Annotated in this window: 22 protein-coding genes and 1 pseudogene; 20 read left to right on the forward strand and 3 right to left on the reverse strand. The window is 60.4% G+C overall.

Annotation, left to right across the window (positions count from 1 at the left end; genetic code table 11):
- Positions 1–25: 25 nt before the first annotated feature.
- Complete coding sequence (locus BLW24_RS16235; RefSeq protein ID WP_090384099.1) at positions 26–724, reverse strand: hypothetical protein; 699 nt, start codon at positions 722–724, stop codon at positions 26–28.
- A gap of 139 nt (positions 725–863) precedes the next feature.
- Here BLW24_RS16235 and BLW24_RS16240 point away from each other — a divergent pair, with 139 nt between their 5' ends.
- The 12 genes and pseudogenes from BLW24_RS16240 (at position 864) to BLW24_RS16290 (ending at position 9,911) form a co-directional block, all read left to right on the forward strand.
- Positions 864–1,118: a phage tail assembly protein gene (locus BLW24_RS16240; RefSeq protein WP_090384102.1), complete on the forward strand. Its 255-nt coding sequence runs from the start codon at positions 864–866 to the stop codon at positions 1,116–1,118.
- Between the two features lie 470 nt (positions 1,119–1,588).
- Positions 1,589–3,267, forward strand: a pseudogene (locus tag BLW24_RS16245) (phage tail tape measure protein).
- A 54-nt stretch (positions 3,268–3,321) separates the two neighbouring features.
- Complete coding sequence (locus BLW24_RS16250) at positions 3,322–4,302, forward strand: IS5 family transposase (protein WP_090384114.1); 981 nt, start codon at positions 3,322–3,324, stop codon at positions 4,300–4,302.
- Between the two features lie 214 nt (positions 4,303–4,516).
- Positions 4,517–5,497 carry an IS5 family transposase gene (locus BLW24_RS16255; RefSeq protein WP_090381501.1) on the forward strand — a complete coding sequence of 327 codons (981 nt, stop codon included), beginning with the start codon at positions 4,517–4,519 and terminating at the stop codon, positions 5,495–5,497.
- Positions 5,498–5,673: 176 nt separating this feature from the next.
- Positions 5,674–6,036 carry a hypothetical protein gene (locus BLW24_RS16260; RefSeq protein WP_090384120.1) on the forward strand — a complete coding sequence of 121 codons (363 nt, stop codon included), beginning with the start codon at positions 5,674–5,676 and terminating at the stop codon, positions 6,034–6,036.
- Entirely contained in the window at positions 6,036–6,656 is a 621-nt protein-coding gene (locus tag BLW24_RS16265) for a phage tail protein (RefSeq protein WP_090384126.1), read from the forward strand. Before BLW24_RS16260 ends, BLW24_RS16265 begins: the two co-directional genes overlap by 1 nt.
- A gap of 54 nt (positions 6,657–6,710) precedes the next feature.
- Positions 6,711–7,691 carry an IS5 family transposase gene (locus tag BLW24_RS16270; RefSeq protein WP_090375775.1) on the forward strand — a complete coding sequence of 327 codons (981 nt, stop codon included), beginning with the start codon at positions 6,711–6,713 and terminating at the stop codon, positions 7,689–7,691.
- 200 nt (positions 7,692–7,891) lie between these two features.
- Positions 7,892–8,104: a hypothetical protein gene (locus tag BLW24_RS16275; protein WP_090384132.1), complete on the forward strand. Its 213-nt coding sequence runs from the start codon at positions 7,892–7,894 to the stop codon at positions 8,102–8,104.
- 1 nt (position 8,105) lies between these two features.
- Positions 8,106–8,321 carry a tail protein X gene (locus BLW24_RS16280; protein ID WP_090384137.1) on the forward strand — a complete coding sequence of 72 codons (216 nt, stop codon included), beginning with the start codon at positions 8,106–8,108 and terminating at the stop codon, positions 8,319–8,321.
- The gene (locus BLW24_RS16285; protein ID WP_139272684.1) at positions 8,309–9,415 is read left to right on the forward strand and encodes a phage late control D family protein; all 1,107 of its coding nucleotides are present in this window, start codon (positions 8,309–8,311) and stop codon (positions 9,413–9,415) included. The genes BLW24_RS16280 and BLW24_RS16285 overlap by 13 nt, the downstream gene beginning before the upstream one ends.
- Positions 9,412–9,576 (forward strand): hypothetical protein, encoded by a 165-nt coding sequence (locus BLW24_RS26585; protein ID WP_244161173.1) that lies wholly within the window; start codon positions 9,412–9,414, stop codon positions 9,574–9,576. Before BLW24_RS16285 ends, BLW24_RS26585 begins: the two co-directional genes overlap by 4 nt.
- A complete protein-coding gene (locus tag BLW24_RS16290) occupies positions 9,573–9,911 on the forward strand; it encodes a phage baseplate assembly protein V (RefSeq protein WP_244161174.1) in 339 nt (112 codons plus the stop codon). Before BLW24_RS26585 ends, BLW24_RS16290 begins: the two co-directional genes overlap by 4 nt.
- Positions 9,912–9,916: 5 nt before the next feature.
- Here BLW24_RS16290 and BLW24_RS26215 read toward each other — a convergent pair whose 3' ends face one another.
- Complete coding sequence (locus tag BLW24_RS26215) at positions 9,917–10,195, reverse strand: NYN domain-containing protein (protein ID WP_208600186.1); 279 nt, start codon at positions 10,193–10,195, stop codon at positions 9,917–9,919.
- Complete coding sequence (locus BLW24_RS26220; protein ID WP_208600187.1) at positions 10,186–10,458, reverse strand: PIN domain-containing protein; 273 nt, start codon at positions 10,456–10,458, stop codon at positions 10,186–10,188. Before BLW24_RS26220 ends, BLW24_RS26215 begins: the two co-directional genes overlap by 10 nt.
- A gap of 93 nt (positions 10,459–10,551) precedes the next feature.
- Between BLW24_RS26220 and BLW24_RS16300 the strand changes: the two genes are divergently transcribed.
- The 8 genes from BLW24_RS16300 to BLW24_RS16335 all read left to right on the forward strand — a co-directional run bounded on the left by BLW24_RS16300 (position 10,552) and on the right by BLW24_RS16335 (position 16,263).
- Positions 10,552–10,935: a GPW/gp25 family protein gene (locus BLW24_RS16300; protein ID WP_090384143.1), complete on the forward strand. Its 384-nt coding sequence runs from the start codon at positions 10,552–10,554 to the stop codon at positions 10,933–10,935.
- Complete coding sequence (locus BLW24_RS16305; RefSeq protein WP_090384149.1) at positions 10,913–12,037, forward strand: baseplate assembly protein; 1,125 nt, start codon at positions 10,913–10,915, stop codon at positions 12,035–12,037. Before BLW24_RS16300 ends, BLW24_RS16305 begins: the two co-directional genes overlap by 23 nt.
- Entirely contained in the window at positions 12,030–12,665 is a 636-nt protein-coding gene (locus BLW24_RS16310; RefSeq protein ID WP_090384154.1) for a phage tail protein I, read from the forward strand. Before BLW24_RS16305 ends, BLW24_RS16310 begins: the two co-directional genes overlap by 8 nt.
- Positions 12,665–14,128, forward strand: a complete 1,464-nt coding sequence (locus tag BLW24_RS27005) for a phage tail protein (protein ID WP_338062070.1) — start codon at positions 12,665–12,667, stop codon at positions 14,126–14,128. Before BLW24_RS16310 ends, BLW24_RS27005 begins: the two co-directional genes overlap by 1 nt.
- Before the next feature lie 2 nt (positions 14,129–14,130).
- A complete protein-coding gene (locus tag BLW24_RS16320; protein ID WP_139272685.1) occupies positions 14,131–14,709 on the forward strand; it encodes a phage tail protein in 579 nt (192 codons plus the stop codon).
- A gap of 2 nt (positions 14,710–14,711) precedes the next feature.
- Entirely contained in the window at positions 14,712–15,170 is a 459-nt protein-coding gene (locus BLW24_RS16325; RefSeq protein ID WP_090384163.1) for a YiiX/YebB-like N1pC/P60 family cysteine hydrolase, read from the forward strand.
- 134 nt (positions 15,171–15,304) lie between these two features.
- The gene (locus BLW24_RS16330; protein WP_090384170.1) at positions 15,305–15,499 is read left to right on the forward strand and encodes a Com family DNA-binding transcriptional regulator; all 195 of its coding nucleotides are present in this window, start codon (positions 15,305–15,307) and stop codon (positions 15,497–15,499) included.
- Positions 15,469–16,263, forward strand: coding sequence for a DNA adenine methylase (locus tag BLW24_RS16335; RefSeq protein WP_090384174.1), 795 nt, complete (start codon positions 15,469–15,471; stop codon positions 16,261–16,263). The genes BLW24_RS16330 and BLW24_RS16335 overlap by 31 nt, the downstream gene beginning before the upstream one ends.
- Positions 16,264–16,272 lie beyond the last annotated feature (9 nt).

The following is a 16,272-nucleotide window of genomic DNA, read 5'->3' on the forward strand; positions in this document are numbered from 1 at the left end:
CGCCTAGTGCGGGGCTTCGCTTTTATTACTTGCTAAGAAAGGGGCGATACATTTTCTTCGCCATGTCGAGATCGGCTTCGTAGGTTGCAGTGCATCCGCACCCGGCTCTGCATTCTCGGCGTACCACGGAGCAGGTTTTCGGCCCCAGATGCATAGCATGTTTGAGGCTACCCAAGGCATAGCTGTATAGGTCGATACCCATGCCCTCGACGTCTTCCGGGGCATCCACAACTATCCGTTTGAGAGCACTTCTTAAGGGAACATGGCCTCCCATGTGCCGAAAGACAATCATTTGATCGAAGCTGTTGATGTCGAACTCATCATCCCAATCGTCGATGTCAGCGAGCCACCTTGCAGACTGGCTCTTGCCTGCCCATTTCGTTGGATTGCACTGGGTAAGCCAGAGTTGTCCAGACGAAACATCGTTGAGCAGTTTCTCTGTATCTAGGACGAACATAACCGGCCCATAGCGGTTGGCCATCGAGCCACGAGCGTGAATATCGACAGAGTCAACGAAGACGTCATTCCAGATGTTATATCGCTTATCAAGTGCGTCCGAGTACTGAGGGGTTTGCCTCATTCCAAGCGCCTCAATCGAACCTCTGGATAGGAGCGCTCCTTGCCTCAGAAACTCACATGAAGTGAGAACGCTGTTGGCGTGGTAGAGCTCCTCAACTCCCAATTCGAGTAACTTCCTCAGTCCTTTTTTAACTGCAGCAACCATCCGTGCACTCCTTTCTGGTTTAGCTGGTAATTAACGCCCGGCTTTAAACCAGATTAAAAGCCACCACGCATGCAACGAGCAATGCTTAGGGCTCTTGTACAGAGCAACCGATCTCATTGATCAACCTGGAGCATAAAGCATGGCCGATAAACCCCACGTAACACTCAAGCATCCTTTCAACACTGCTGCAGGTCAGAAAGTCGCGCGGCTGGAGTTCCGTCGCTTGACCGTGAAAGACCTGCGCGCAGCCAATGAACAGGCCTCTGGCAATGCAGCTATCGAAGAGCTGGTGCTGATGTCGCGCGCTGCTGGTCTCGTCCTGGAAGACCTGGATGCCATGGACATCGCGGACTACAAGTCCGCCCAGGAGCAGTTTCGGCTCCTGTCGGATTGATACCAGCCACCTCGACGAGTGTGAAGCCTTGCTTGCCAGGTGGTTCCGCTTCCAGCCCTCGGAGATTGAGCAGCTGACAGTAGAGCGCTTCCTAACCTGGTGCGAGCAGGCCGAGCAGCAAATCCGCCAGCAAAGCGAAGCCAGCCGTGAGCAACCGTAGCCTTAGAGTAGGTCTAGAGATCGGCGCATCCGCCCGTGGGGTTCTTCCCCTTTTGGGCGGGGTGCGCCGCACCCTGACGGGTCTTGGTGATACGGCCAGCAAGCTGACCCGCCAACATGCCGAATTGGGGGCGTCAATCCAGCGCAACCTCGGCACGCTGGCACCCAGTACCGTCGCGGCGCTCAATCGCGACTATGTTCGCCTTGGGCAAACCCTCGACACAGTTCGCCGCAAGCAAGAGCAACTAACGGCCCGCTTGGCGCGCCGGGATCAGCTGCGTAACCAGCGCGCTGAGTTGCGTTCCGGGGTGATGGAGACTGTTGCTATCGGGGCCAGCGCGGCGCTGCCGGTCAAACTAGCTATCGACTACGAGTCGGCCATGGCCGATGTGAAGAAGGTGGTCGATTTCGACACGCCAGATGGCTTCGTAAAGCTTGGCGATGAACTGCTCAAGATGACGCGCACACTGCCCTTGGCCGCTTCTGAGCTAGCAGCCATTGCCGCAAGTGCGGTCAACTGGGCGTTGCTGCAGCAGATATTCCTAAGTTCACTGAAACCGTGGCAAAGATGTCCACGGCCTTCGACATGGCTGCCGAGGAGGCCGGCGACTCGATGGCCAAACTGGCCAACGTGTACCAGATACCCATTTCGCAGATCGGCCGCATTGGCGATGCGATCAACCACCTGTCCAACGCTTCGCCAGCCAAAGCGCGCGATATCGTCCAGGGCTTAAATCGGGTGGGTGGCGTGGCCAAGCAGTTCGGCCTGGTCGAGACCCAGGCTGCTGCCTTGGTAAACGCCTTTGTCAGCCTGGGCAAGCCGCCCGAGGTGGCCGGTACCGCCATCAACGGTATGTTGGCGAAGCTGGCCACGGCCGACAAACAACCGAAGAAATTCCAGCGTGCCCTGCAGGAAATGGGCATGACGGCCGAGGGGTTGAAAGCCTCCATTGCCCAGGATGCACAGGGAGCGCTGACCAGCTTCCTCAATACCCTGAGCAAGGTGCCGAAAGCTGACCAAATGGGCACCCTGGTTGATCTGTTTGGCCTGGAGTATGCCGATGATGTAGCGGTGCTGGCGGGCTCGATGGAGACCTACGCCAAGTCCCTGGCACTGGTGAACAAGTCCTCTAACTACGATGGTTCGATGGAGAAAGAATTCCAGGCCCGAGCTGCAACCACTGCAAACAACTTGCAGCTGCTCAAGAACGGTATGACGGAGCTGGGGATCAACCTCGGTACCGCCGTTCTGCCGGGGCTCAATGATCTTGTCACCTCGATCCGTCCAGTAGTGTCTGGATTTGCCAGCTGGGCCAAAGAGAACCCGGAAGTCGTCAGCGGCGTGATCAAGCTGGTGGCCGGAGCTGTTGCGCTGAAGCTGGGTGTCGTCGGCTTGTCTTACGGGCTAAGCCTGGGTGCTTCTGGCCTGAATGGAGTGGGCATCGCGATCTCGCTGCTGTCCGGCAAGTTCACCATGCTGCGCGCCATGTTGTTGCTCGGCGGTCGGCTGGGCCCCTTCATTTCGGGCATGAGCTTGCTGCGTAGCGGCGCGATGCGTCTTGTACCTGCCCTTGGCATGGCGCGCACGGCGGTGCTCTGGCTTGGCCGCGCGTTTTTGATGAACCCCATCGGCTTGCTGATCACCGGCATCGCTCTGGGTGCCTACCTGATCTACCGCTACTGGGAGCCGATCAAGGGCTTCTTCGGCGGGCTGTGGACGGAGATCAAGGCCGGCTTCAGCGGTGGCCTGACGGGCATCCTCGGTCTGCTGATTAACTTCAGCCCGCTGGGCCTGTTCTACCGGGCGTTCAGCGGTGTCATGAACTACTTCGGGATCGAGCTTCCGGGCAAATTCACCGGCTTCGGCGGCATGCTGATCAGCGGCCTGGTCAATGGCATTACGGCGAAGCTCAGCTCTGCCAAGGAAACGGTCGTCGGGTTTGGCAGTGACGTGGCTGGCTGGTTCAAAAGCACCCTAGGGAAACTCTGAATAAGACTTCCTGATTTTGGCAAAATGCCCGGACGCCACCCGCCGAGTTTTCCGATGAAGCAAATGACCTTCGCCGATGCCGAGTACGCCGGCAAACGCAAGCAGACCCGCAAAGAGTTGTTCCTGATCGAGATGGATCGGGTGGTGCCGTGGAAGGGTTTGATCGCACTGATCGAACCGTATTACCCCAAGGGTGAAGGCGGTCGGCCGGCCTATCCGCTGATGGCGATGCTACGTGTGCACCTGATGCAGAACTGGTTCGGCTACAGCGACCCGGCGATGGAAGAAGCGCTGTACGAGACCACTATCCTGCGGCAGTTCGCCGGGCTGAGTCTGGAACGTATCCCCGACGAAACCACCATCCTCAACTTCCGTCGTCTGCTGGAGAAACATGAGTTGGCTGCCGGCATCCTGGCCGTCATCAATGGCTATCTTGGCGACCGTGGCCTGTCGTTGCGCCAAGGCACCATCGTCGATGCCACGCTGATCAATGCGCCGAGTTCGACCAAGAACAAGGACGGCAAACGCGACCCAGAGATGCACCAGGCCAAGAAGGGCAACCAATACTACTTCGGCATGAAGGCGCACATTGGCGTGGATGACGAGTCGGGGCTGGTACACAGCGTGGTAGGCACGGCGGCCAACGTGGCGGATGTCACTCAGGTCGACAAGTTGCTGCACGGCGAGGAAAACGTGGTGTGCGCCGATGCGGGTTATACCGGTGTCGAAAAGCGCCCCGAACATGATGGGCGCGAGGTGATCTGGCAGGTTGCTGCCCGCCGCAGCACCTATAAGAAGCTGGGTAAGAGCAGCCCGCTGTACAAAGCCAAACGCAAGATCGAGAAGGCCAAGGCCCAGGTGCGCGCCAAGGTTGAGCACCCGTTCCGGGTGCTCAAGCGTCAGTTCAGTTATGTAAAGACACGCTTCCGTGGCTTGGCCAAGAACACGGCGCAACTGGTGACGCTGTTCGCGCTGTCGAACCTGTGGATGGCACGCCGACATTTACTGACCAATGCAGGAGAGGTGCGCCTGTAATGCGGGAAATGGCTGCCGCGAGCTACTCGCGGCGGCTAAAAACACAGAAATGAATGGGTAATCTGATCGTTTTTGATCGATTTGCCGCTTTCAAAATCGGCGGGGCTGAAGTCAGCCAGAAATACATGGCTACTTCAGACCATCCCTAGGGAAACTCTGAAGAAGACTTCCTGATTTTGGCAAAATACCCGGATTCCACCCGTCGAGTTTTCCGATGAAGCAGATGACCTTCGCCGACGCCGAGTACGCAGGCAAGCGCAAGCAGACCCGCAAAGAGTTGTTCCTGATCGAGATGGATCGAGTAGTGCCGTGGAAAGGATTGGTCACCCTGATCGATCCGCACTACCCGAAGGGCGAAGGTGGCAGGCCCGCCTATGCGCTGATGGCGATGCTGCGTGTGCATCTGATGCAAAACTGGTTCGGTTACAGCGATCCGGCGATGGAGGAAACGCTGTACGAGACCACCATCCTGCGCCAGTTCGCCGGCTTAAGCCTGGAACGCATTCCCGATGAAACCACCATCCTCAACTTCCGTCGCTTGCTGGAGAAACACGAGCTGGCTGCAGGCATCTTGGCTGTGATTAACGGCTACCTGGGCGACCGTGGTCTGTCACTGCGCCAGGGCACCATCGTCGATGCCACGTTGATCAATGCGCCGAGTTCGACCAAGAACAAGGACCGTAAGCGCGATCCGGAAATGCACCAAACAAAGAAGGGCAACCAGTACTACTTCGGCATGAAGGCGCACATCGGCGTGGATGACGAGTCGGGTCTGGTGCACAGCGTAGTAGGCACGGCAGCCAACGTGGCGGATGTCACCCAGGTAGACAAACTGCTGCACGGCGACGAAAACGTGGTGTGTACTGACGCAGGTTACACCGGTGTCGAAAAGCGTCCGGAGCATGAAGGTCGGAAGGTAATCTGGCAGGTGGCGGCACGCCGCAGCACCTACAGGAAGCTCGATAAGCGCAGCGGGTTATACAAAGCCAAGCGCAAGATCGAGAAGGCCAAAGCCCAAGTGCGCGCCAAGGTCGAGCATCCGTTTCGCGTGATCAAGCGCCAGTTCGGTTATGTGAAGACGCGCTTCCGTGGCCTGGCCAAAAACACCGCACAACTGGTAACGCTGTTCGCCCTGTCGAACCTGTGGATGGCCCGTCGACATTTGCTGACGAATGCAGGAGAGGTGCGCCTGTAATGTGGGAAATGACCGCTGCGAGGTGCTCGCGGCGGCCAGAAACACCGAAATGAGCGGATGACTTGATCGTTTTTGATCAGTTTTCCGCTTTCAAAATCAGCGGAGGCTGAAGTTGACCGGAAATACAGGGCTACTTCAGACCATCCCTAGGCATCCAGAGCCCCAGCCGCGTCTTCATGGCTGCCGGAGCCAACGTCTCGGAAGGTGCTGCGATTGGTATCACCGCCAAGCAGGGGCTGGTCAAGCGTGCCGCCTTGGGAATGGCAGCCGCGACTGCAGTCAGCCTTGCCACCCCGCAACTGGCTGCAGCCGAGGGGCCAGCTGCAATTGCAAGCCGTGTGGCCAACCTGGCGCGAAGCGCAGGCCCAACAGCGCTTGCTGGCGGGGGTATCACCATCCACTACGCCCCGAAGATCACCGTCCAGGGCGGCGGCCCTGGTACTCAGGAGGCTGTCCAGCAGGCCCTGCAGCTATCGCGTAATGACCTGGAGAAATTGATGCGTGAAGTCATCGCCGATCAGCAGCGGAGGGCCTTCTGATGTGGGCAGTACTCGGCGATATCGAGTTCGAGGTGAAGTATCACCCCGGCCGGCAGGATGAGCGCTCAGCCGCGGACTACGCCCAGCATGCGTTGATCCAGGGTAAGCCGCGCTTGGAGTGGGTAGGCGACAGCCTCGACGAGCTGACCCTGGAGCTGACCCTGCACTCAATGCTGGTCGACCCCGAGCTGCAGATCCGTCGCCTGAAGGAGGCAAAGAGCGCCCACGAGCCGCTGCCCTATGTACTGGGCTCGGGTGACTATCGCGGGATCTACCTGCTCACCGAGGTGTCGGTCACCACCCGCAAGACAGATCCTCAGGGCCGGTTGGTCTCGGCCACGGTGAGCCTCAACCTGCTGGAGTACTCCGGTAAATACACCAAGCCGCTACCACGGCCGAGGGCGTTGGTGTCCAACCTGGCCGCCAACCCGATGGCCCGCGTGGGCGGTGCAGCGCCTGCGCTGGTGACCCCCACACAAAAGGCCCTGGGCATGGCCAAGGTTGCTGGCAACTACCTGCGTGCCGGGGTGGATGCCTTCAATTTTGTGAAGACCCTGCGCGACAACCCGGCCGCTGTGCTGGCCCAGGCGCCACGTCTGCTCAGCCTAAGGAAACCCTGAAGAAGACTTCCTGAATTTGGCAAAATACCTGAACTCCACCCGCCGAGTTTTCCGATGAAGCAGATGACCTTCGCCGACGCCGAGTACGCCGGCAAGCGCAAGCAAACCCGCAAAGAGCTGTTCCTGATCGAGATGGATCAGGTTGTGCCGTGGAAGGGTTTGATTGCCTTGATCGAACCGCATTACCCCAAGGGTGAAGGCGGACGTCCAGCCTATCCGCTGATGGCGATGTTACGGGTTCATTTGATGCAGAACTGGTTCGGCTACAGCGACCCGGCGATGGAGGAGGCTCTGTACGAGACCACCATCCTGCGCCAGTTTGCGGGTCTGAGCCTGGAGCGCATTCCCGACGAAACCACCATCCTCAACTTCCGCCGATTGCTGGAGAAACACGAACTGGCTGCGGGCATCTTGGCCGTCATCAATGGCTATTTGGGTGACCGCGGTTTGTCATTGCGCCAAGGCACCATCGTCGATGCCACGCTGATCAATGCGCCGAGTTCGACCAAGAACAAGGACGGTAAGCGTGACCCGGAAATGCACCAGACCAAGAAGGGAAACCAGTATTACTTCGGCATGAAGGCGCACATCGGCGTCGATGACGAGTCGGGTTTAGTGCATAGCGTGGTCGGCACGGCAGCCAATGTTGCAGACGTTACTCAGGTCGACAAGCTGCTACACGGCAAAGAAAACATGGTGGGTGCCGACGCGGGTTACACCGGCGTAGAGAAGCGGCCAGAACATGAAGGCCGTGAAGTGATCTGGCAGATCGCAGCCCGCCGCAGTACGTACAACACGTTGAGTAAGCGCAGCGCGCTGTACAAAGCCAAGCGCAAGATCGAGAAGGCCAAGGCGCAAGTTCGCGCCAAGGTCGAGCACCCGTTCCGGGTGATCAAGCGTCAGTTCGGTTATGTGAAGACGCGTTTCCGTGGCCTGGCCAAAAACACCGCACAACTGGTAACGCTGTTCGCCCTGTCGAACCTGTGGATGGCCCGTCGACATTTGCTGACGAATGCAGGAGAGGTGCGCCTGTAATGTGGGAAATGACCGCTGCGAGGTGCTCGCGGCGGCCAGAAACACCGAAATGAGCGGATGACTTGATCGTTTTTGATCAGTTTTCCGCTTTCAAAATCAGCGGAGGCTGAAGTTGACCGGAAATACAGGGCTACTTCAGACCATCCCTAACCGGGCAAGCGCTGCAGCCCCTGCAGGAGTTCCAGCTGGCTGCCGGACTGATGGAGGACGGAGCCGACCTGGTGCAACTGGGCCTGTCGGTGACCAGCGAGGTGCAACTCGCCCAGGGCGCGCTCAACCCAATCCGCCCGGAGGCCATCATTAGCCAGGTGGACTACGCAACCAACCGCATCGAGTTGGCCCAGGGCCGACTGAGCGGTGCATCAACCCGCCTGGCAGGCCTGGCCGTCGATGTGATCAGCCGGAGGGCATGACATGGCAGCCGAATACCTAACCCACACCACCGTTGAGGGGGAGCGCTGGGATCAGCTGGCCTTCACCTACTACGGCGATGCAATGCGCTACGAACCGATTGTCCGCGCCAACCTGCAGGTGCCCATGACCCGCGCACTACCGGCCGGGCTGACCCTGCGCATTCCGGTGCTCGATGCCCTACCCAGCAGCGAGGATCTGCCGCCGTGGTTCAAGTGAACGAGATTCCTGGCCGCGACACGGCCGAACCAACCGTCTGGCGCATTGGCTACCAGGGCCGCGACCTCACGGCTGACCTCGCGCCCTATGTGTTGGGCGTGACCTGGACGGACTACCTCAGCGGCCAGTCCGACGAGATCAGCATCGAGCTGGAGGACGTGGACGGCAAATGGCTCACCACCTGGTACCCGATCAAGGGTGACGCCCTGACACTGAGCATGACCTACCCAGGGCAGGCACCGCTGAACTGCGGCAGCTTTGAGGTGGACGAGATCAACACCAGCGGCCCGCCCTCAGTGGTGGTCATACGCGGGCTGTCTGCAGGTGTCAGCAAGGGCGTGCGCACCCGCAAGGGCTATGCCTACGAGAACACCACGCTGGCCGAGATCGCCACCCAGGTGGCCAAGCGCAACAAGTTCGAGCTGGTGGGCGAGATCAAGCCCCTGCAGATCGACCGTATCACCCAGTTCCAGGAACGCGACCTGGCCTTTATCACCCGCGTGGGCCGCCAGTACGGCTACGCAGTCAAGCTGCGTGAGAACAAGCTGATCTTCACTGCAATGGCTGGTCTGCGCGATGGCGCGCCAGTGCGCACGATCAGCCGCAAGGAATGCAGCCGCTACGACCTCAAGGACAAGATCAAGGACGTGTTCCGCACGGCCAAGAACACCCACCACGACCCGGACACCCAGAAGACCATCAGCAGCCAGGCGCAGGACACCCGCGCACCGGATAGCCAGGTGGGCATGGAGACCAGCGCCGACGAGCTGCGCATCAACCAGCGTGCACCAGACGCAGAAAGCGCCCAAGCCCAGGCCGATGCAGCCCTCGGTGAGGCCAATGACGAGCGTGCCGGCGGCAGCCTGACCCTGCCAGCCGACCGCCGCCTGGTGGCCGGTGCAGTGGTGACCCTGGACGCCAGCTGGGGCCGCATGGCCGGTGACTACCTGATCAACCAAGCCCGCCACAGCAAGCGCCGCAGCAGCGGCACCACGGCCGATATCGAGATCCGTCGGGTTACGCCTGCGCCGGTACCGCTAATGCGTGCCCTGGCCGGTGAGCCCACCCAGGCCAGCAACGAGGCAACCGCATGAGGCGTGAAGAACTGGATGGCTTGCAGTTTGGCTTGGTCAGCTCGGTGGACTATCTCAGCTGCCGGGTGAAGGTAAGCCTGGAAGAGTTCGATGGGCTGGAGACCTGGTGGTTAAAGGTGCCGCAGCGGCACACCAAGGCCACCAAGAGCCGCCCCCCGTGACGGACAAGGACACCCACTACCTGCGCTTCAGTGACGGCACGATCCTCACCTATGACCGGGCGACCCACGCCCTGGTAGTGGACTGCGTCGGCAGCGCACTGGTGAAGACTGCCAAGACAGTGACCGTTCAGGCCGGTCAGCCGGTGCTGGTGGTAGCGCCCAGGGTGACCCTGGATACCCCGGAAACCATCATGACCGGCAGCCTGCAGGTTGCCGGGCCGGTCGCGATCACTGGAGATGTCACCCTGGCAGCCGGCCTGCAGGCTGTTGGTGATATCCAGACCCAGGGCAAGGTGCTGGATCAGGGCGGGAACTCGAATCACCACAGCCACTGACAGAATCAGTAGCGAAGGTTTTCCAGGTATGGATTCAGCGAGATGAACTTTGAGGCTTCAAGCTTTAGCTCTCTGGAAGCGTGATCCCAGAACACCACCTCTACTGTGAAACCCTTAGATTTCAGAGCCTTTACGGCTGGTACAAAGTCGCCATCGCCTGCAACTAGAACCACAGTATCTTCACCAGGTACGCCATCCGATAGGGCATCGACGAGCATTAAGGTGACGATTCCGGTATCGACTTTTTTCTCTTTATTGGCAACGTTGCGATCTTCTAGATGCAAGACGAATCCTGCTGCTTCAGCAATTTTCCAAATACCATCGTTGGGTGGGGGCGTGAGCCGAATAGGGCCGCACGCTTGGTTTTTGATGGGTCGTTGTCAGTCAAGAACTTATGAGGTTTGCCAAAGCTGATGGTGTATCCCTGATCCAATATTCCATCGTGCATTGCCTCGCCGATATTTTTGGCAAGGCCTTGCTGAACTGCACTCACCCTGCGGCCTTCGAGATAGAGATTAGAGTTGTCGATGTATATGAAGTCTGACATGGAACCTTCCTTTGGCTTTAGACGGACTGAGATATTGCAACTCTTTAAACCCGATTAAAAGGACGAGCAGGCAGGATTGCCCACCATGGGCGCATGACCACGCCCATCCCCTATACCAGCATCACCTCCGCCCACTGGCAGCCGGCACTCGGTACGCCCGGTGAAGTGGTCGAGGGCCTGCGTGATATCGACCAGGCCATCCGCATCATCCTGACCACGCCGCGTGGCAGCGACCCGCACCGCCCCGAGTTCGGCAGCGACATCAACCTGTATATCGACTGGCCCACCAACCGCGTTGTGCCACATCTGGTGCGCGAGGCTGTGGACGCCATTCGCCGTTGGGAGCCGCGCGTCACGGTGGTTCAGGTACTGGTCGAGATCGAGGGCGAGCGCATCACCCTGCGGGTGCAGTGGAAGGTGGCTGATGGGGTTATCCAGCAAACCGAGGTGCCCTATGCGCGCGCTGCCGCCGCCTGAGTTCGTCAAGATCGACCCGGCCGCTATCGAAGCGGCCCTGGTTGCCCGCTATGAGCAGAAAACCGGCAAGACGCTGTACCCGGCGCAAGTCGAGCGGCTGTTCATCGACCAGGTGGCCTACGCCAAGACGCTTGCCCTGATGGCCATCCAGCAAGCTGGTGAGCGCATGCTGGTGCGTTTCTCCGGTGGGCCGATCCTCGACTACCTGGGCGAACTGGTAGACACGCCGCGCTTGCTCGCCCAGCCGGCGCGCTGCACTCAGGTGTTCCGGCTGCCAGCCCCTGCGCTGCAGGCGGTGCTGATCAGTGCCGGCACGCGGGTCACCAGTCAGGATGGGCGCATTGCCTTTGTCACCGAGGAGGCCGTGACCCTGGCAGCCGGCGCGACCGAGGTACGCACCACCGTGGCCTGCGAGACGCCAGGTACCAGCGCCAACGGTTGGGCCATCGGCCAGATCGCTGTGCTGGGTCAGCCACCTGCAGCCGGCATGACCACCAGCAACGAGTCCGTGCCGGCAGACGGCATCGACGATGAAGAGGATGAGCCCTACATCGAGCGCATCATCCTCGCGCCAGAGTCATTCAGCACGGCCGGGCCCGAAGGCGCGTACATCTACCACGCCCGCGCGGCGAGCCAGTCAATCATCGAAGTGGCAGTGCGCGGTGGCGAGGATGACCCAACCGTGCCGGATGGCGAGGTGTGGATCTACCCGCTGACCAAGACGGGCCTGCCCAGCCCCGAGTTGTTGTCACTGGTGCAAGCCAATGTCAGCGCTCGCAAGAAACGCCCCCTGACGGACAAGGTGCTGACCAAGCTCTCGCCCGAGGTGGGTTATGCCATCCGGGGCAACCTGACCCTGTACCAGAATACCGATGCAGACAGCGTGCACGCCCTGGCCTTGAAGGCTGCAACCGCCTATGCAGCAGAGCGCCGCGCCGGCCTGGGCCGAGACATCGTGCCCGAGCAGATCATCCGCGAGGTGCAGGTTGCCGGGGTGTACCGCCTGCAGCTGACCGAGCCTGCCTTCCGCGACGTGGCCAGCCACGAATGGGCCAACTGCACCGCCATCGAGCTGAACGTGATCGGTGTCGCCCATGGCTGACCAACTGCCACCGGTATTGGCCGGTGATGAGCGCTTCGCCATCCTGTGCGAACTGCTCCAGGAGGAGTTCGACAGCCTCGATCTCTCGCCCATGTTGGTTTACCTGGTCGACGTGGTGCCGCCGCAAGTACTGCCGCACTTGGCTGACCAGTTCCACGTCATGGGCCTGGAGGGCTGGCGCTATGCCCGCGACGACCAGGAGCAGCGCGAGCTGATCAAGCGTGCCATCGAGCTGCACCGCTACAAGGGCACGCCCTGGGCCATCGAGCAGGTGCTGGTCACGCTCAACCTCAGCGGGCGGGTGTCGGAGTGGTACGAGTACGGCGGCTCGCCGTATCGCTTCCGCGTCGACATTGAGCTGACCGACCGAGGCATTGATGAGGCTACCTACGACGCCCTGGTCGACCTGATCCGTGAGTACAAGAACAAGCGCTCCCGGCTGGACGCGCTCACCGTCGCACTGACCAACCGCTCCCAGGTTCCAGTCATTGCTGCCGCCCTCATAGGCGGCGAGATCACAACCATCTACCCACTACAGCTCGATGGCGTCGAGCAGGCCAGCCCCATGTTTATCGGTGCCGGCCTGGCGACCATTGAGATCACAACCATTTATCCATTGGAGGCATGATGGCTCAGGACTACTACTGCATCCTTACCAACGCCGGCTTGGCCTATGAGGCGGCGTGTAAGGCCAACCAGGTGCCGATCAAACTGACCCACTTCGCGGTAGGGGATGGCAACGGTGCGGCCTACAACCCCGGCCCCGAGGCAGCGGCGCTGCGTCGTGAGACCCACCGCCAGCCGATCAACTCGCTGCTCCAGGACGAAGCCAACCCGAGCTGGCTGCTGGCCGAAGCCATGATTGCAGATGATGTGGGCGGCTGGACGATCCGCGAGGTCGGCATCTACACCGACACCGGCCTCCTTTATGCCATCGGTAAGTACCCAGACAGCGTCAAGCCCGTATTGGCGCAGGGCTCTGGCAAGCAGTTCTATGTGCGCGCCATCTTCCAGACCAGCAACGCCACCAGCGTCACCCTGTTGATCGACAACTCGATTGTGATGGCCACCCGTGCGTTCGTCCTGGAGCAGTTGCAGGCAGAGTTGGGCAAGCGCGATGCGAAGAACAGCGTAAAGGTAGCCACCACTGCAAACCTGGGTGCGCTTTCCGGCCTGCTCACTGTTGATGGCGTGCTCCTTGGGGCTGGCGACCGCGTCTTGGTTAAGGATCAGGCCGATGCCAAGACCAACGGAATCTATATCGTGGCGGCCGCCGCTTGGGCTCGCGCTGCTGATGCCGATGCCAGTATCGAAGTAACTCCAGGCCTCCTCGTTGCCATCGAGCAGGGCACTACCAACGCCGACAGTATCTGGCAGTTGGTTACCGACGCGCCTATTACCCTCGGCACTACCGCGCTGGTCTTCGAGATCGCAGCTGGCCCCTCGGGCGTGAGTGCTGGCACCTACCGCAGTGTCACTGTCGACAAGCGTGGCCGAGTAACTGGCGGCAGCAACCCATCCACCCTAGCAGGCTACGGAATCACTGATGCTGTTTCTGCAAATGCTGAGGCATCGCAGGCAGAGGCAGAGGCTGGAACCGCACTTGGGAAGTGGATTAGCCCGCTGCGCGTATTCCAAGCCATTCGTTCGGCAGCTGCGTTGGCTACCGAGGTGCTGCGTGGTGTTCTGCGCGTTGGCACCCAGGCCGAGGTGAATGCGGGTGCCCTCGACGACGTAGCCGTCACGCCGAAGAAACTGCGCTGGGGGGTCTCCTACCTAATAGGCCTGGTTGGCTATGTAGCGTTTCCGTCATGGTTGGGCGGCTGGATCATTCAGTGGGGCAAGTTCACATCGCCAACATCGTTGCCAGGCGCAAACGGTGGCCAGGTCGTCTTTAGCCTCCCGTACGCTTACCCGAACAACCATTTTGGGCTGGTGCCAGGCATGGTTCGCGCGGTCTACATGAGTGGCAACATGTCCATGTATGCCGATCCGACCAGCCTTAGCACCTTCACTCTGGTATGGGATGCCGCGAGCGGTAGCGAAACCGGCGGATTTCTGTCTGCATTCATTATTTCCATAGGTAACTGACCATGCCCGCCCATACCGTATTGTTCTGCGCTGCAACCCGTGGCTGGTATCCCACCAAAGCCAGCGTGCCCAATGACTGTCATAGTGTAGAAGTCCCCCATTCGGACTACCTATCGCTACTTGGCCATCCAGTTGTCGGTGATGCGAATGGCTATCCAGTGCTCGAAGAATTAAACACCCAGCCATCGGCTGAGCAACTCTGCTCTGCCATCGACGCCGCCGCTGACGCCGCCCGTCGCGCAGTGGCAGGAGACCCGCTGCGCGCCGTGGAGTACGACCGTGCGGCCAGCGAGGCGCAGACCTTCGCCACTGCTAACTATCAGGGAGCCGTACCGCCCATGGTCGCCGCCTGGGCCATCAACGGCCGTACCGCACGGCAAGCAGCAGACGGCATCCTGCAGGAGGCTGCTCACTACAACGCCGCCCTGGTGCAACTGCGCACCATGCGCCTCAACGCCAAAGAGCTGATCCGCAATGCCATGACCGCTGGCAACGTCGAGCAGGCGCAGGACATCGCGGATGAAACCATTGCCAGCATCCAAGCCGCCGTCGCCGGCATCGGCAACAACGCAGGGGTTTAGCCATGGGAAGCATCCAGCTGCTTTTCAGCACCACTCACTACCCATTCAGCGGGCTGATCCGCGCCGCCACCTGGTCACGCTGGAGCCATGTTGCCCTGGTTGCCGGGCACCATGTGATAGAGGCCGTTGCTTTGGAGGGCGTGCGTCAGGTCTCCAAGGCCTACGCCATTGAGCGTGCCTCGGCGTACAGCCTGGTTGACCTGCCAGCCCGTAACCCGCTGGCCATCATCGACGCAGCGCGCAGCCAGGTCGGCAAACCCTACGACTGGACGGCCATTGCCGGCCTCGGCCTGCACCGTGATTGGCAGGAAGAAGATTCGTGGTTCTGCTCGGAGTTGCTGGCCTGGGCGGCCGATCAGGCGGGCGAGCCATGGTTCCGCCCGGAGGCGCTGCGCCGCATCACCCCTCAGCACATCTGGATGCTGTCACCCGAGCGAGGGCTCTGCCTAATAGAAGGATAAGAGAGGGCTGTCAGCCTGGGTGCGGTAACACCCAAGCTGACCGCCAACCTGCAGATCAGGCCTGCAAGCCAGCCAAGGCCCCCTGCTCACGCGTGAGCGGCGGGGAGCCTACCAGAAGCGCAAAAGGTTTGCAGATGATGAAAGATATCCGTTGTGGCCAGTGTGGCCGCAAGCTGGCAACTGCCAGTGGCTTCACCGAGTTACAGATCAAGTGCCCGCGTTGCCGGACACTCAATCACCTGAAGGCCGAGAGCCTCCTGTTACCGCCATCGAGCGCAACCAGCCATCAGGAGGCACCATGTCCGCACAACCGATCATCCCCTGGATAGGTGGCAAGCGCCGCCTTGCAGACCGGATATTCCCCTTGTTCCCTCAGCACAGCTGCTACGTCGAACCGTTTGCGGGCGGTGCAGCGCTGTTCTTCCTCCGTCCGGTACCGGCCGAGGTCGAAGTGCTCAACGACGTAAACGGCGACCTGATCAACCTCTACCGGGTGGTGCAGAACCACCTGGAAGAGTTCGTCAGGCAGTTCAAGTGGGCGCTCGGCAGCCGCCAGGTGTTCAAGTGGTTGCAGATGACCAGGGTCGAAACCCTCACCGACATCCAGCGCGCCGCACGCTTCTATTACCTGCAGCAGTCTGCCTTCGGTGGCCGCGTCGATGGCCAGAGCTACGGCACAGCCACTACCCAGCCACCTGGGCTTAACCTGCTGCGGATCGAGGAGGCGCTGTCAGCAGCTCACCTGCGGCTCAGCAACACCTACATCGAGCACCTGAGTTGGCAGGAGGTAATGAAGAAGTACGACCGCGAGCACACGCTGTTCTACTGTGACCCGCCGTACTGGGAGACCGAAGGCTATGGCGTGCCGTTCGAGTTCGAGCAGTACCTGGAGATGGCCAGGCTGCTGAAGGTGATCAAGGGCAAGGCGATCATCAGCCTCAACGACCACCCAGCCATCCGCGAATGCTTCGCCGACTTCCACATCGAGACGACCGACATCAAGTACACGGTGGGTGGTGGCAAGGGGAGTGATGCGAAGGAGGTGCTGATCTTCAGCTGGGACATCCAGGCCGAACCGGCTGGGCTGTTCTGATTTTTGGGA

Source organism: Pseudomonas anguilliseptica, assembly GCF_900105355.1.
GTDB lineage: Bacteria > Pseudomonadota > Gammaproteobacteria > Pseudomonadales > Pseudomonadaceae > Aquipseudomonas > Aquipseudomonas anguilliseptica.